The sequence below is a fragment of the Paenibacillus sp. FSL L8-0708 genome, from assembly GCF_038009325.1.
Lineage (GTDB): Bacteria > Bacillota > Bacilli > Paenibacillales > Paenibacillaceae > Paenibacillus_AQ > Paenibacillus_AQ odorifer.
Genome location: NZ_JBBPBC010000001.1, coordinates 7,477,377 through 7,494,365, shown reverse-complemented (window position 1 = coordinate 7,494,365; position 16,989 = coordinate 7,477,377). Strand labels below are relative to the sequence as shown.

Below are 16,989 nucleotides of genomic sequence, written 5' to 3'. Positions count from 1 at the left end.
CAAGCTACTCTTTTGGGGTAGTTTTTTTTGTGCCCATTTTTGGGCACTGGAGAGATTCATATGACATCTGGGGGTAAGAAGAGATGAAGAAAATGATTGCGATCGCTACATCGGCGGCCATGTTGGCCAGTTTTTCGAGTGAGGCAGGTTATGCTTTAGCAAGTGAGGCAAGCAAGGTAAATGTAACAAAAACAGTGGCGCAAAGTAAGGTTAACTTATTAAGCAACGCTTCGGTTATTCCGTTTGAGCTGTACGGCAAGGATGCTCTAAATGCCTATAATGAGGTTTTTAGAATGAATCCAGCAAATATTAAATCCATCACAAATAACGGTGGCAACTACTCAGGCTCGCCTATAGCTAAGGCTATGGATGGGGATATGAGCACGCATTGGGAGACTGGCAAACCGAATAGTTCAACGTTTACGAATGAGGTTGTGTTTGTTTTCAATGAGTCCACTGAATTAAATAGAATGGTATACGCGGCTAGGCAATCCGGTGCGAAAGGTAAAGGTTTTGCTCAAGAATTTGAGATCTATGGTTCCACTACCGATGGGGTGATTTTACGCTCGTGTCTTCTGGAGAATATACAGGCTCAACCGGTGATGTAGTGGAGATTCAGTTCGCACCTACGGCTTTTAAGAGACTTAAATTTGTCTTCAAAAAAGCGAACCAAGATTGGGCGAGTGCGGCTGAGTTTTCTTTTTATAAAGAGGATAGTGTCTCTGCTAAAATGAAAAATTTGTTTACAGATGATACCTTGAGCCAAGTTAGTACTGCCTTTGATACGGCAGAGAAATTAACAGCTTTAGAGAATGAAGTGCAGGCACATCCACTGTATGCGCAGTTTAAAGAAGAGATAGAGAATGCAAAGATCCTTTTGAAGAACCATCAGGTAGAGGCAACGACAGCCAAGGTTTCGAAGCTAAAAGGGTATGGAACAACCTATGAAAATGCCTATAGCCAAGCTTATAGAATGCCGAATGCAAACGTATCAAAAGTAACGGTGAACGGTGGAAGCTACTCAGGTACGAAGCCTGAATATATGCTGGATGACCAGCCCACTACGCATTGGGAAACGAACAAAAACAATGATGCAAGCTTCACGAATGAAGTCGTGTTTGAACTAGCGCAAGCGGAAGTGCTGGACAGAGTGGCTTTTTTGGCTAGAGATAACCGCAAAGGATTTCCAGAGGCTTTTGAAATCTATGCATCAGAGACGAGTAAAGGAGAGACCTTCCAACTTGTATCTAGCGGAACCGCGATTAGTACCAATGACTTTCTGGAATTTAAATTCGAACCGACGAAGTTTAAAAGATTAAAATTTAAGTTCACAAAAGCTAATATCAACAGACCTTTTGCGGCTGAATTTAGATTTTATACAGAAGATAAAGTAAGCGAAGCTGTAAATGGCATTTTCACAGATGGAACGATGAGTGCGGTTGTGCCTGCTTATAATAGCGTCGAAGCAATCAACGAATTAGAAGAAGCGGCAAAAGTACATCCGCTCTATCCAATCCTGAAAGATTCTTTGGATTTAGCTAAGAAGCTAGTGAATGGTGAAGTTCAAACCGAAGGTACCATCATTGAGGCGGAACAACGTGGAGATATGAAAAAGCATACGCAGGAAAACCTGAGAATTGGTTTTGGTACGAACAACCAGCCTACAGGTCTCGTTGCAATGCCTGGAGATACGATCAACGTTTATGTGGACGCAGCTTCTAACGATAAGCTACCTTCTTTAGTCTTTTCTCAACAAGAGGCCGCTTGGAATGTTTGGGCTAGAGGTGTGCAATTGCGTCCAGGTAAGAACATTATAACCGTTCCTGAATTTGCTACGAATAGTTATTATGCACATGAAGTGACTAAGGGCGGTACAGTGTATATCGTCAATCCATATACAGCTGAGGAACAAGGGAAAGCGCCATTGATTCGCTTCGAAGGTTTAGAAAAGATTCCTTTTATGACCAAGACCACGGATCCAGAACAATTCAAAACCTTCTTAATCACATACAAACAAAGACTGGACGAAGATAAAGCGGCTCATCCAAATGTTCAAGATCGTAAACTCATAGATGTGGTAGAAATGGCCAGCGATCATGTTATATTCACAGGAACGGCGACGGAGGCGTACAACAAATATATTACGCAAGGAAATAACCCGCTGGACACCGTAACTGGGTATGACACCTGGATGAAGAGCATTTTTGCCTTCTATGGCTTGGATGGCAGTAGCGAGATTCATGATGCCAAGCTAATTCGTGAGAATATTCGCTTGATGCAGCCTTATGGTGCGATGTATGCAGCGGGAGATCATACAGGGATCCAACTTGGAACAGTAGGAACCATGTTAGGTGATTTTAATAAAGCCTATCCGGGCTGGGGACTGAATCACGAAATTGGGCATCGCTTGGCTATGGGTGAACGGGAATATGGCGAAGTAACTAATAATATGGTGTCTATGTTTATGTCTGTCGCAGCGAATTCGATAGATAATCGTATACCGTATGAATCAGATATCTATAAATATGTCCTCGAAGAAAATAAAGTGGTTATGAATCAGCAGGGCTTATTTGCACAACTCGGAGCCTATTGGCAGCTGGAGCTGGCACATCCGGGATACTGGACAGAGCTGACCAAGCTATATCGGGAGCGGAAGGTCACCCTTACCAACGGTGACAATTCCAAGCAGCAGTATTTGGTGGAGTTCTCCTCCGAAGTACTGGGATTAGATTTAAGCAGCTATTTTGCCAGACATGGCTTCACTGTGAATCCTGAGACAAAAGCGAAAGTAGCCAAGTATCCGGCACCGCAAAAGTTATGGTATTTAAATAACTCGGTGATTAATTATGAGGGAACTGGAATGGCGGATAAAAATCTGGCCATTAAGGTTAATATCACACCTAACACCACGGATAGAACGAACACGTTAAGTTTCAGTATAGATAAAGAGCTTAAGCAAGACTTTTTAGGATATGAAGTGTATAGAAATGATGTGTTAGTTGGTTTTACAGGAACTGAGCAATTTGTGGATCAGAATGTAGATGCGAGTATCAACTATACGTACAAGATCGTCGGTTATGATAAAAAGCTGAACCCACTGAAGCCCGTACAGGTTAAAGCCTTTAAGCCAGCCTTGTCTGTTGAAGATCAGCTCACTTTAAAGCTTAATCAAACCTTTGATCCGATGAGCTATGTAAAAGCGGCTAACTATCTAGGAAACGATGTTACTGCAGATGTCTCTCTGAAAGCCAATAACGTTGATGTAACGCAAAAAGGCAACTACGAAATTGTATATGAAGTGAAAAGCGAAGGGGTTACGGAAACGAAAACCACACAGGTTACGGTAACGAGCGACTACGCCTATATTTCCGATCTCAATGCCAAGTCAGTCGTTGTAGGCTGGGGTGAATTAATGAAAGATAAAGCCGTTTCCGGAGGAATCATAACCCTTGTTCGCCAAGGGTTGGCTGCGACGTACGCGAAAGGGATTGGTGTTCATGCCAACTCTGAGGTAGTTTACGATATTGAAGGTAAGGGTTACGACTTCTTTGAAAGCTACATTGGGATTGATCAAGCCATGAAAGGGAAACCTTCCTCGGCTACTTTTGCAGTGTATGTGGATGGAGAACAGAAATTTGAGAGTGATGTTTTCCGGGCAGGAACAGAACATCAATTTGTGAAAATCCCTGTGACTGGCGCAAGAGAGGTGAAGCTGGTTACAACAGATGCTAAGGATGGCAATGCTTCAGACCATACGGTATGGGCGGATGCGAAGTTCTCGAATAATTCAAGCAAACCTACCATTACAGTACCGGAAGAGACAACCTTCGTTAAGCTGAACAGCGAATTTGATGTGTTGAGCGATGTAACAGCTTTTGATACGGAAGATGGTAACTTAATTGGAGCCGTTAAAGTGCATTCAAATGGATTCACATCAAGCAAAACAGGGACTTACAACGTCGAGTTTTCAGTTACAGACTCAGATGGGAACTCCGCTGTGCAGGCCAGAAAGATTGTTGTATACAGCGCTAGTAAATACCTGAGTGATATAGATTGGCAATCGGCAAAAACGGATTATAATGTGGTTCGAAAAGATAAGGCTAGCTCTAACAATCCGATTAAGCTGCTGGTAAATGGCGAGGTCAAAGAGTTCGCTAAGGGCTTAGGAACCCATGCCAGCTCTGAAATCGTGTATAATCTGGCAGGTGTAAACTATGAATATTTTGAAACGTATGTAGGGGTTGACAGAAATATCCCTGAGCAAAGCAACTCCAGTGTAATTTTCAAAATCTTTGCCGATGGGGCAGAGGTTTATAACAGCGGACTGATGAAATTTGGTACAGAAGCCAAGCTTGCGCGGATACCTGTTAAGGGTGTAAGTGAATTGAGGCTGGTGTTAGATAATGCAGGTAACGGAAATGCTTCAGATCACGGTGATTTTGCTGATGCGAAGTTTATGATCTTGAACAATACACCAGAGCTTACCATACCTAAATCTGTCTCAACCAAAGTGGGTCAAGCGATTGATATCAGTGAAAGCTATTCCGCAATGGATTCGGAAGACGGTGACTTGACGGCTCAAGTGAAGGTCACAGGCCAAGAGCAAGTTAAATTCAACCGGGCTGGAAAGTATCCAATCACTTACACAGTAACAGATAGTGATGGAAATACGACCACGAAGATTAGAACTATAGCCGTAGTAGACATGACGGACTTTACGTATCTGACGGATTACGACTGGAATTCTACTCAGAACAGCTATACTGCACCTTTGAAGGATAAATCTATTAGTGCAAATACGCTGAGATTAACAGATGAGAACAATCAGTTAGTGTCCTATGAAAGAGGAATTGGAGCGCACTCTAACTCGACGATTGTATACAATCTAAGCGACAAAAACGCGGACTATTTCACTTCCTATGTAGGTGTAGATAGACAAATGTACGGTTCTGTTGGTTCGGTGAGCTTTGAGGTTTTTGTCGATGGAGAGAAGAAATTCGATAGTGGGGTCATGGGTTCGAGAGATCCGCAGAAATTCATCGAATTGGATATTAATGAAGCAAAAGAACTGAAATTAGTCGTCACAGACGGGGGAAATGGCAACGGATCTGACCATGCTACATGGGGTGGAGCCAAACTACATTTCGCGAATGGAGATCACTTATTCACTAGAGATCTCGAACAGGCGATTGCAGCGGCTAAAGCAATTTCTCTAGAAGGCTTCACACCTGAGAGCATCGCGGCATTTACGTCCAGCCTCTCGACAGCAGAGACAGTGTTGGCTAACTCTTCTGTTACGCAAAGTGAAGTAGACGAAGCTGTAGCAGCGTTGCAACAAGCAACCGAAGGTTTGGTCCAAATAGATCTTACGCAACTGATTACTGTGGCGGACCCGTATTTAAGTGCTTCGATCAAGACTACATTGGGCGTAACTGGAGAATTAACATTAGGTGATATGTATAACCTTACAACGTTAACCAGCGAAACCAGAAGAGCCAGATCCTTGGGAGGTTTGCAGTACGCGAAGAACCTAGAGACACTTGATATTACTGGAAATGAAATTACAGATTTCTCCCCATTACAAGGATTAACTAAACTAACGAGCTTATTGGCCGACCCACAAATGGTAGAGGTAGGAGAATTTAAGGGACCTGTAGTTGAAGTGGCCAATCTGGTGAAAGGGCTCGATGGCAGCAAAGTGATCCCTAATTCAGCTGGGGTAAGAAACACTAGAACATCTAAAGAAATTGTGTTTGATATGAAGGAATGGGCTGCTAATCCGGATGTGTTCACTATTGACCTATCGAACGAGGAGAAAGGAACTTACATGCTGGGGTTAACTTACCAAGTCGCAGGTAATCTCGTGCAAATCATTTCTTTTATTGATAATAATTAAATTCCCAAGAAAGCAGGCGGATTGTGGTCTCTATAACCATGGTTCGCCAGTTTTTAAATGAGGGGTTTTTATGTAAAAATATCCATTTTGTCATATGACAAAAGAAATGACAACGCTCACTATAAGCGGTGTAGTCTTTTAACTATACTTAATCAGAAATGCGCCAAATTTAAATGAATACTCCAATTGAAGCTTTTTATACAAAGAAGTAAATAATGTATGCGGTTTAGAGGGAGGTGTTTCTGTGAAAATCATCATTGTAGATGATCATCCTTTAGTTAGAAGAGGGCTGGCATCTGTCATTGCAATGCAATCGGATATGCAATTTGCCGGTGAAGCTACGAATGGTCCGGAAGCACTTGATGTGATTGAAGAGACAAAGCCAGACATTGTCCTCATTGATCTTAAACTTGCTGATGAATCAGGACTGGATGTCATTAGGATAGCACGTACCCGCGGCATTGTTAGTAAATTCATACTGTTGACTTCCTCTGCGAGCAGAGAGGATTTTTTGAGGGCTGAAGAAGTATTGGTAGACGGATATGTTCTGAAAGAGGCACTGCCGGAGGAATTACTGTTTGCTATCCAGTTGGTGTACAAAGGGAGAAAATACTATGATCCTGGTCTAATGGAAGAAAAGATGCGAATGAGCGCCGGCAGTCCAACAGATGAATTGACACCAAAAGAGAAGGAAGTCCTGATTCAGCTTGGACAAGGTGCTTGCAATAGAGTGATTGCCACACGTCTTTTTATCAGTGAATTTACGGTGAAGAAGCATGTCAGTCAGATTTTAGCGAAGCTGCAGGTTACTGACCGGACACAGGCGGCATTGTGCGCGAACGCGATAGGATTAACGAAATATGAAATGTCTTATGAGTAGAACGGCAAGATCAGATGTTATAATGGCTTTAACTACTTTGTGAGATTGAGTATTCTGTCTAATTGTAATTAGGGAGTGCTGTTGATGTTTGAATTGCCAGGATACCAAACCTTAGATCTGATAGATAATACCGCAGATATCAGGTTATACAGACTCCTACGTCAAGAGGACGGCCTAAGGGTTATCGCTAAGACAACAATAGGAGAATATCCGGGAGCTGCCATGGTCGATGCTTTTCGTCATGAGTATGACATGCTTAAGCGACTTTGCGGTCGTGGTGCAATAGAGCCGTACAGTCTGGAAATTATGGCGGACCGACCAGTCCTTCTCTTAAAAGATATAGAGGGGAGTACCCTTGGGCAGATCCTGCGTATGCCTGTTAATTCACTGGGTCTTCCAGCGCTAATTCGAATCGCTACAGCTATTGCTGATTGTCTTATGCAAATTCATCGTGAAAAAATAACACTAAATGAACTAACCCCCGCTCATCTAATCGTCAATCCCATTACTTTTGAAGTGAAATTTATTGATATAAGAATGTGTTCTACCGAAAACACCACGAGTCCTTTGTCACCGTTAGGCGGCCGGCCCGATGTTCTGCTTCCTTATATAGCTCCAGAACAAACGGGACGAACCGGAGTCAAACCGGATTACCGTTCTGACTTTTATTCGCTGGGGATCATCCTGTATGAATGTCTCTCGGGCAGCCGCCCCTTTGAGCTGCATGATGTTGTTGATATTGTATATCGTCATCTTGCAGATACACCTGAGCCTCTGCACCGCAGGTTCCCCACTATCCCTCTATCGGTCTCTGATATTGTTGGTAAATGCATGGAGAAAATGCCTGAAGCGAGGTATGCCAGCGCGTTTGGCATTAAATCGGATCTTGAGGAATGTCTATCCCGTCTAGAAGAATCCGGGCATATTGAGCCTTTTCCACTAGGAAGCTGGGATATCCCAGAGCGCTGGATGGTATCAGGACGCTTCTATGGAAGACATCTTGAGCAACAAAGCTTAAGGGAAGCACTGCAACGAGCATCACAAGGTGCCGTAGAGACGGTTTGGATTAGCGGGGAGAGTGGTATCGGCAAAACAACCTTTCTGAAGGAGACCCTTACAAATACAGTCTCTTTGGATGGTTTCTTCGCCAGAGGCAAATTCGAATCCCGACATACCTCACTCCCTTATGGCATCTGGCATCAAGTCTTAGAAGAGTTGGTTAGTCAGCTGCTGATGGAAACAAAGCTGCAGGTGGAGGTTTGGAGGCTGCGTATTCTACAGGCAGTGGACAATTACGGTCAGTTGCTGATCGATTTTGTTCCTAAGCTTGAACTCTTGATTGGCCCACAACCCTCCGTACCTCCACTGCCACCGCTGGAAGCTCAGCATCGCTTTCAATTAATCATGAGCCGATTTATTCAACTCTTTCCTCATGAGGATCATCCTTTGATCTTGGTATTGGATAATTTGCAATGGGCTGATGATACGTCGCTGCAATATCTCACTTCGCTTATAGAGGATACGGCAACGACTCATCTGCTAATCGTGCTTTCCTATCGCAATCGGGAGATTACAAGGCTGCACCCGCTCAGTAGGCTGGAAAAACATCTGATTGACCGCAACGTAGCCATGAGCAGAATTTCTTTACAAGCGCTTGAACTCACCGATTTAAAACAACTGCTACTTGATGTTATGCGTTACGAGGCAGCTGACTTGGACGAGCTGGCGCGCGTGCTGCTTCATAAGACAGATGGAAACCCGTTATTTATTAAGCAATTCCTTCAAGATTTGATAGATGACCAGCGAGTGGAATTTGATGAGAATATTCGAAGCTGGAAATGGGATCTCCAGCGTATTACTGAATTGAATGTACCCGATAACGTAGCTTCATACCTTTCAAGTAAATTGCAACAATTTCCTGAACAGACGGTATGTGCACTTAGTAGAGCCGCATTTATAGGCAGCCTATTTGATTTACGTACACTTGCTGATATTACGGAGACACCGATAGAGACATTGAACGATGCGTTGGCGGTTGCTGTACATGGGCGCTTGTTGCAGCCCGTTAACGGGGAGGAATATCCGCATTATAAGTTCCAGCACAACCGCATTCATCAGGCAGCATATACTTTTATTTCCGAAGAGGAGCGTTCCGAGCTGCATTGGAGGATTGGTCTGTTATTGCTAGGCCGAGGCCCGCTTAGTGAAGGAACGACTCTATTCGAAGCTGTCCATCATTTGAATCAGGCACTTACATGGTTAGACCGCCCTGAAGAGAGGCTTCAACTAGTAGAGCTGAACTTACAGGCAGGGATAAAAGCGAAGCAAACAACCGCACATGAGACAGCCTTGCAATATATGCTTCAGGCAACGTCATTATTAGAGGAGCAGAGCTGGGAGGCGCATTATGGGCTGACCTTCCGGGTATTCCGTGAGAGGGCGGAGCTCGAATATTTATGTTCCCATTTTGATACGGCTAATGAATTATTCCATCTGTTAATTGATAAAGCTACGACAAATATGGATAAGGCTTACGTCTACGTAATGAAGGTGCAGTTGGAAGCAAGTAATGATAACCATGAAGAGGTGATCTCCTTAGGCCAGCATACCTTATCGTTACTGAAAGTGAAGCATCAATTTGATCCTGGTTATGCTCAATTGACGCTTCAATGGTTACGATTGCGGCATAGACTCAAGAAGGTCTCACTCGAATCGCTTACTCTTTTACCTCCAATGACTGATGAAGCACGTAGAATCGCAATGTCTACTTTAGATCATTCAAGTAATGCTTGCTTCTACGTCAATCGAGAAGGGTGGCTCGCTTCTTCCTTCACCATGATTGAATTAACGCTTGATTATGGGATGACTCCGGAGGCTTCCATTGGATTTATAGGTTATGCAATGTTTCAATACTATTACTTCCGTAATGATGAAGAGACATTCAAATGGGCCATGCTGGCGTTCAGCTTATCCGAACCCTATCCGAAACAGCACATGACAACCTTAGCCGCGTTCGCCATGTGCTACGATAGCTGGCGGCATTATGATCCTGCTATGCTCCATACGTTTACCGAGAAAGCTGGTAAAGTAGGACTGGAATCAGGTGACTTATGGAAGGGCAACCAGAATGTGTTGATCAACTGTGCCTCCCTTTTGCAATTTGGTCATCCTCTCGGCGATATCTATGAGCGGTTAATTACTCATTCCGGTGATTTGCTGCGCCATAACAACAGTCTTCATTGTAAGCAGGCTATTGTAGCAGCGGCCATTCTTGTTCGCTTGACAGGTTATCGCTCTATAGATGATCCCTTTCCCATCGCGGAGATTAGCGAGCCTGCTTTTGCACAGTCGGTTCATGGGGACACCTTTGATTTTATACAAGAAATGGTCTGGATCTATCAATATTTGACGGGCTATGTATTTGGGGAATACCGGGAAGCCAGTGAGGCATTAGCCAAATCAGCGGCCATTATAAAATCACGCGAAGATGGCTTAGACAGTCCCATGCAGATCATGTATGAATGTTTAGTCTGGGCTCAGTTGTATGAGGAATATAACGCTGAAGAGCAACGTACATATCGGGCAAAAATGCGTAAATGCTTGAAGAAAATGAAAAAGCTTGCCAGGCGTTGTCCGGGGAATTATCAGCATAAATATCTGTTAATGAAGGCTGAGTTAACTCGTCTATCGCGAGATCCCCGCCAAGCTGAAGCATTGTATGAGCAATCCATTGAGAATGCTCGGGTCCACGGTCATATTCACGATTTAGCGATGGCAGCGGAATGTTACGGTAAATATGGGCTTCGTCATGGCAAAATGCATCTGGCAAGAATCTATATGACTGAGGCCTATGAGGCTTATCTGCAATGGGGCGCAAAGGCTAAAGCGGCTGACCTGGAGCAGCAGCATCGCCATTTGCTGCATATTAAACGAGAGCCCGGGCTCGATCGTGTGGATTCCCTTTCTGTGGTAATGTCTGCCCAAGCATTATCGGGCGAGATGGAGATGAGCCGATTATTGGCCACGCTGATGCGAATCATGCTCCACAATGCTGGGGCAGAATATGGGGCTGTTATTTTTGATCATGACGGCAAATGGATGGTGGAAGCTTATGGGACCTCAGAAACCCAGCATATCGAATCTGTTCCACTTGGGGAAGAATCGGGGTTGGTCCCGGCAGCGATTATTGCTTACGCGGCAAGAACACAAGAACAGGTTGTATTACATGATGCACTCAGTGAAGGAATATTTACCCGTAATACTTACGTTAGGAATAATAGACTGAAATCGGTTCTATGTCTCCCCATCATGAATCAGAATAAATTGGTTTGCCTGCTCTATTTGGAGAATAATCTATCACCGGGTGTATTTACTCCAAGCAGACTCGATGTGCTCAAGCTGCTTGGTTCACAATGCGCAATCTCAATCGCTAATGCCAAGCTGTATTCGGGAATCCAATATCTCAAAAAAAATCTGGAGGATCAGGTGGTAGAAAGAACTCGTAGCCTGGAGCGTTCGATGCGTGAAACATCTGCGGCTTTGGCCGAAGCTACTGTTTTTGAGGAACGCAATCGTATTGCCCAAGAGATTCATGATATTGTCGGGCATACCCTTACATCGACGATTCTGCAGATTGAAGCTGGCAAGCGGCTGCTTCAGAAGAAGGAGATAGACAGCGGCTTTCAGCGTCTGGCTGAGGCCCAGGATCTTGTGCGGCATAGCTTGAATGAAATCCGCGGCTCTGTCCATATGCTGAAAGAGGACAGGTATTCTGATTTAACCGTGATGCTGAAGCAGTTGATTCGAGATACAGAACGCAATGCAGGCGTTGTTGTTCATGCAGTTATTTACGATCTGCCGGAAGCCATGTCAACAGCCTATAAAAAGGCAATCTATCATGCTTTGCAGGAGGGCTTAACTAATGGGATCAGACATGGGAAGAGTGTGGAGTTCCATTTTAGTCTGGAGTCTGTTGGAGCGAACTTGCAGTTTAGACTCAAGGATTGTGGGCTAGGGATGGGTCCAATCGTGATGGGATTTGGACTTAGGACGATGAAGGAACGGGTTGAGCAGCTGGGAGGCAGCTTATCCATCGATTCAGAAATGGATGAAGGCTGTTTACTGGAGATTGATCTGCCCATGCGAAGGGTTGTGGATAGAACATGAGTAAAATAAAAATTGTAATTGCCGATGATCAATTGTTGACGCGGGAAGGACTTCGCACCATTTTGGATCTGGAAGATGATATGGAAGTGGTTGGTGCTGCCAAGAATGGAGAAGAAGCTTGCGAGATGGTTGAGGCACTCCAGCCTGATCTGGTGCTGCTCGATATTCAAATGCCAGTTATGGATGGCCTTAGCGCCTTGAAACGAATAAAGCAGATTCGGCCGAACATCTTCATTCTGATTCTGACTACTTTTATAGAGACTGATTATATTGTAGAGGGAATGGCCTACGGAGCAAGCGGTTATATGCTGAAGGACATGGATGCAGATAAAATGATCGCTTCGATTCATGATACGTTATCCGGGCAATTTATTCTGCCAGCTCCGGTAGCAGCCAAACTGGCATCGAGGATGAACAGGTTAACAGAGGACTATGAACACTGGCAAAGATCGGATCTGGATCGTATCAGTCTGACAGAACGGGAAGAGGAGCTGGCACAGCTCATTATCCGGGGAATGAACAACCGTGAAATCGCCGATACATTACATATTGCGGAAGGTACGGCGCGCAATTATATTAGCAATCTTTACAGCAAATTAGAAGTGGTTGATCGGGCCCAAGCAATTGTGCGACTGCAGGCTATTTTGTAATAATTGTTGCTGTTAACGAATTACTGTCGGGGCCAAATATTCAAACAGCGGGAGATTCCTCAGTATTCCAAATGTAACGGTCAGAATCAACATTATAGCCATAATTGCCCGGCTAAGAGGCCGGATGTGCTTCTTATTAGTAATCCAATACAACATATACAGAGGTGCTAAAATAAACAGCAACGGGTTAAATCTAAACGCTTGAATAACGTCGAACTTCAGCAAGGAAAGAATAACTCTTGTGACTCCACATCCGGGGCAATACAATCCAGTCCATTCATGAAATGGACAAGGGATACTAATATTGGTTAAGGGTATCCATGCTTTGAGATAAACTACGCCGACGAGACTTAAGGACACACCCCAAAATAGTTTAGGATGTGTCCTTTTATAAATCGTAAACTTATACCAGTTTATTAACATCGGATTGTACCAAGGCATACGTGACAATACCCAGACCAAAGAGTGTCAGGATCACATAAAGCACTGAATTATCTGACGGGTATTGGCCGCGCTGTCTTTGAGCTTCAGCAATATGTTTACCTACCTGATAGGCCCAAATGAAGCTCCAGATCCCGCACGTAACCAACGTTAGAAGGAAATGTTTTCCTCCTGTAAATGTATAGTCTCCACTCAGTTCGCCTACCTCATTGGTTAGAACAATAAACCAATAGATTGTATAGAGCCCACATGTAATTAATGACAAAATAATGGCGAATGCAACACTTCTGCGACTTATCATTACTCACTCTCCTATGTATTTACATAAAAATTCGACATTTCCATCTTATTGAATTAGGAAAAAATATACAAGACAATATTTGAGAATTACTGTCCGCTGTCGAAATCTAGACAAACTTACTGCTGATATCTAGTGGAAACCTTACCAAATATGAAATATACTTTTGAGGCTATGCACTGGAACCACAACTAGATTTACATTAACGAATGGAGGACACTTTGATGTCAACTTTGCCAAATTGCCCGAAATGTAATTCAGAATACACTTATGAAGATGGTAGTTTGCTCGTCTGCCCGGAATGTGCGCATGAGTGGAGCCTCGACACAGAGGCTGAAAGCAGTGAAGAGAACAAGGTTGTCAGAGATGCCAACGGAAATATTTTAAATGATGGAGATGCTATAACTATTATTAAAGACCTTAAAGTAAAAGGAAGCTCATCCGTTCTGAAGATAGGAACAAAGGTGAAAAACATCCGTTTAGTGGACGGAGATCATGATATTGATTGCAAAATCGATGGTTTTGGAGCTATGAAATTAAAGTCCGAGTTTGTTAAAAAGATCTAAAAAAATAAAAATCAGCTTAACTTCAACAGAAGTAGGCTGATTCTTTATTTTAAACGTTATCTATTAATCTCAACAATCTGATTTCGTCCGGCATTTTTTGCTTGATATAAGGCTTTGTCCACTGATTCGAATAAATCATTTAGTTGATTGGTCAGGCTTTCTGTATATTGTGCTGCAAAATTACTAATGGACAGCAGTCCCATACTAACAGTAATCGAGAGGGAATGAGCAACATCCTCTACATGTACTTTATTAGCTTCTATTATAGATTTGATATGTTTTGCTAAGTGGTTTGCTTGTGTTTGATCTGTATTTGGTAAGTAAATGATAAATTCTTCTCCGCCATAACGCGCCAGAACATCCGTCTCCCTCAACGTTTTCTTAATTACCTCTACCGTGCTGCAAATGACGACATCACCGATTAAATGGCCGTAATTATCATTCACTGTTTTGAAAAAGTCGATATCCAGAAGGATGATAGCAAAAGGCTGCTTGAGTTTCATATTTTCTATGATCTCATGCTCTAAGTGCAACGTTAAGTAATGACGATTATAACAACCGGTTAGGCTGTCCGTTATGGCCATCTGCTTAAGTTTTTGGTTAGTCTGCGATAATTCATTCTGGATTTCAGTTAATGCAGCATTACGCTCTTGGAGGGTCTCGTTCTGGTGATTGGTCTCGGCTATGAGGCGATGCAGCTCGCTTCTGTCCTGAAAAGTGAGAATGCGTCCAACCCTGATTCCACCTACCACAATCGGCGCCGCAGTAATGTTAATGTATGCATCGAGTGAGGTGTAGAATAGTTCAACCTCAGTCCTCTCCATGGGCTGGTTCAAGTATGTATGAAGGAATAAATCGAAAGCTCCGGAAGTTTGCTCTATGGGTGCGATGGTCGACACGTCAAAGTGAGCACCGATTTGCAGATGGATTTTTGGAAAAAGCGAGCGATTGATTTCTACTACAGTCTCACTATCATCCAGTACAAGAATTCCTTCTGTAATGGTGTCAATGATATCCTGATGGGCGATGGTTACGAGATCAAATATTTTATCCCGATGGATAGCAATTACGAAAAAGATTGCCGAGATTAAGATCCCCAGAGAGGTCAGCCCTGGAATAACTGGATCAGATTTAAGCAATACCACATTAAGAAAAACATCCAATAAAATAAATACCGTTAGCACCAGCACCCCTTTGAGCACATGAGCAACTTGTTTTTTGATCCGCTGTGTAGTGTTTGAGACTAGCGCTGAATAGATGATATACAGAGAAATCATTACGCTGGTGGTTAAGAAGATAATAAGCAGCCAAAAAATCGGACCATAATATCTTTCGATATATCCGCCGTTCATAGGGAGAACAAAACTTCCGTTTGGATTGGCGATCACCCCTACTAAGATCAAAGCTGCGAGAATGTATAGGATCAATGTATTCTTTTTTCGAAGAAGATGTGAATTCCCGGTGAGTAGTACCGTAAACAGAAGCCAGCCAATCGTTAACAGAACCGAGTCGATAAAAGCAAGCTTTACATAAAACAATTGAAACTTGGGATCGTCGGTCGTTTTGATAGCGAATTGGCAGAAGGGCCATAACATCATAGTAAAATGAAAAACTAAGTATGCTTTATGTAGGTTAGTGATAGTTACAGACGCAAATATGTAGATGAACAAAGCGAACAAAACAAAAAATAATAACAAATCAATCCATGTCATGATATTCATTTCAGTGACACCTTCTCCCACCCGGTTAACAGTTCTTTCATGTTACCTTGAATTTTATTCGTTTGCCATATGATTATTTGTTCTACGACAACCGCTATTTGTTTAAGAGTCTTTCAACATATTCCTTCAAAATCCTCTATTTGTAAGCGTGGTTTTGCAAATTTTAAGGATGAGTTTCCCGGGAAACTGGGGTTGGACAGAATGACTAGCTTTTTTAACCTTAACTTGTGTTATAATCAAACAAACAATTTAAAGAGGAAATTATAGTTAAGGGGGATTTGTAAGTGGAAATAGGAATAAGCACGTTCGTAGAAACAACACCGGATGTTCAGACGGGTGAAGTGATAAGTCATGCGCAGCGATTGCGCGAGGTTGTAGAGGAGATTGTGCTTGCAGATCAGGTGGGTTTAGATATATTTGGCGTGGGCGAACATCATCGCAAAGATTATGCGGCGTCTTCTCCAGCAGTTTTACTGGCTGCGGCGGCCTCACAGACGACACGGATTCGGCTAACCAGTGCGGTTACAGTACTTTCCTCTGATGACCCCGTACGTGTGTTTCAGGATTTCGCTACCCTGGATGGAATCTCGAATGGACGCGCAGAGATCATGGCAGGCCGGGGTTCTTTTATTGAATCGTTCCCGCTGTTTGGGTATGATTTGAATCATTATGATGAGCTGTTCGATGAGAAGCTGGACTTGCTGCTCAAAATACGGGAATCCGAAAAAATAACCTGGAGCGGCGTGCACCGTCCTGCCATTAATAATCTGGGGATTTATCCGCGTCCCGTGCAGAATCCATTGCCAGTATGGATTGGCAGCGGAGGAAATACAGAATCCGTAATTCGTGCAGGCCTACTAGGGTTACCGCTTGTGCTGGCTATCATTGGCGGCAGTCCGCTACAGTTTGCTCCGCTCGTGAAGCTCTATAAGAAGGCTGCAGCGCAAGCAGGACATGATGTATCGAAGCTGCCCGTTGCTTCGCACTCACACGGCTTCATTGCAGAGGACAATCAGCAGGCTGCCGATATGTTCTTCCCTTCTACACAAGCTAGTATGAATGTTATTGGCCGGGAACGCGGATGGGGTCAATACACCCGTGCAAGCTATGATGCGGCGCGTAGATTTGAAGGTGCCTTGTATGTAGGTGACCCAGAGACCGTTGCTGAGAAAATCATTCACCTGCGCAAGCAAGTAGGCATCACACGTTTTATGCTGCATGTGCCGCTTGGCACAATGCCTCATAAGGATGTAATGAGAGCCATTGAGCTATTGGGTACCCAAGTAGCACCCATTGTTCGCGCTGAGATATCGAGATGGGAAGCAGAGGTTGAAGCTAAGTAGTAACTATGATCTTACTTAATTATTGAAG

At 43.5% G+C, this 16,989-nt stretch carries 10 protein-coding genes; 7 read left to right on the top strand and 3 right to left on the bottom strand.

The window, feature by feature from the left end; genetic code table 11:
* The first annotated feature begins 83 nt into the window (after positions 1–83).
* From NYE58_RS35070 to NYE58_RS35050, 5 genes are all read left to right on the top strand, one after another.
* The gene (locus NYE58_RS35070; RefSeq protein WP_341004132.1) at positions 84–608 is read left to right on the top strand and encodes a discoidin domain-containing protein; all 525 of its coding nucleotides are present in this window, start codon (positions 84–86) and stop codon (positions 606–608) included.
* Positions 569–5,896: an NPCBM/NEW2 domain-containing protein gene (locus tag NYE58_RS35065; RefSeq protein ID WP_341004131.1), complete on the top strand. Its 5,328-nt coding sequence runs from the start codon at positions 569–571 to the stop codon at positions 5,894–5,896. The genes NYE58_RS35070 and NYE58_RS35065 overlap by 40 nt, the downstream gene beginning before the upstream one ends.
* A gap of 244 nt (positions 5,897–6,140) precedes the next feature.
* Positions 6,141–6,776 carry a response regulator gene (locus NYE58_RS35060; RefSeq protein ID WP_076218810.1) on the top strand — a complete coding sequence of 212 codons (636 nt, stop codon included), beginning with the start codon at positions 6,141–6,143 and terminating at the stop codon, positions 6,774–6,776.
* A gap of 84 nt (positions 6,777–6,860) precedes the next feature.
* Positions 6,861–11,942 (top strand): AAA family ATPase, encoded by a 5,082-nt coding sequence (locus NYE58_RS35055; protein WP_076276286.1) that lies wholly within the window; start codon positions 6,861–6,863, stop codon positions 11,940–11,942.
* The gene (locus tag NYE58_RS35050; RefSeq protein ID WP_076276285.1) at positions 11,939–12,592 is read left to right on the top strand and encodes a response regulator; all 654 of its coding nucleotides are present in this window, start codon (positions 11,939–11,941) and stop codon (positions 12,590–12,592) included. Before NYE58_RS35055 ends, NYE58_RS35050 begins: the two co-directional genes overlap by 4 nt.
* Positions 12,593–12,604: 12 nt before the next feature.
* Here NYE58_RS35050 and NYE58_RS35045 read toward each other — a convergent pair whose 3' ends face one another.
* Positions 12,605–13,015 carry a DUF2752 domain-containing protein gene (locus tag NYE58_RS35045; RefSeq protein WP_076218808.1) on the bottom strand — a complete coding sequence of 137 codons (411 nt, stop codon included), beginning with the start codon at positions 13,013–13,015 and terminating at the stop codon, positions 12,605–12,607.
* Positions 12,996–13,334, bottom strand: a complete 339-nt coding sequence (locus NYE58_RS35040; protein WP_051491231.1) for a DUF4234 domain-containing protein — start codon at positions 13,332–13,334, stop codon at positions 12,996–12,998. Before NYE58_RS35040 ends, NYE58_RS35045 begins: the two co-directional genes overlap by 20 nt.
* Positions 13,335–13,555: 221 nt before the next feature.
* Here NYE58_RS35040 and NYE58_RS35035 point away from each other — a divergent pair, with 221 nt between their 5' ends.
* Positions 13,556–13,897, top strand: coding sequence for a zinc ribbon domain-containing protein YjdM (locus NYE58_RS35035; protein ID WP_036682263.1), 342 nt, complete (start codon positions 13,556–13,558; stop codon positions 13,895–13,897).
* Positions 13,898–13,953: 56 nt separating this feature from the next.
* On the opposite strand, the gene NYE58_RS35030 is transcribed toward NYE58_RS35035, so the two are convergent.
* Complete coding sequence (locus tag NYE58_RS35030) at positions 13,954–15,618, bottom strand: histidine kinase N-terminal 7TM domain-containing diguanylate cyclase (RefSeq protein WP_341004129.1); 1,665 nt, start codon at positions 15,616–15,618, stop codon at positions 13,954–13,956.
* Between the two features lie 284 nt (positions 15,619–15,902).
* On the opposite strand from NYE58_RS35030, the gene NYE58_RS35025 reads away from it, so the two are divergent.
* A complete protein-coding gene (locus tag NYE58_RS35025) occupies positions 15,903–16,961 on the top strand; it encodes an LLM class flavin-dependent oxidoreductase (protein ID WP_076124143.1) in 1,059 nt (352 codons plus the stop codon).
* Positions 16,962–16,989 lie beyond the last annotated feature (28 nt).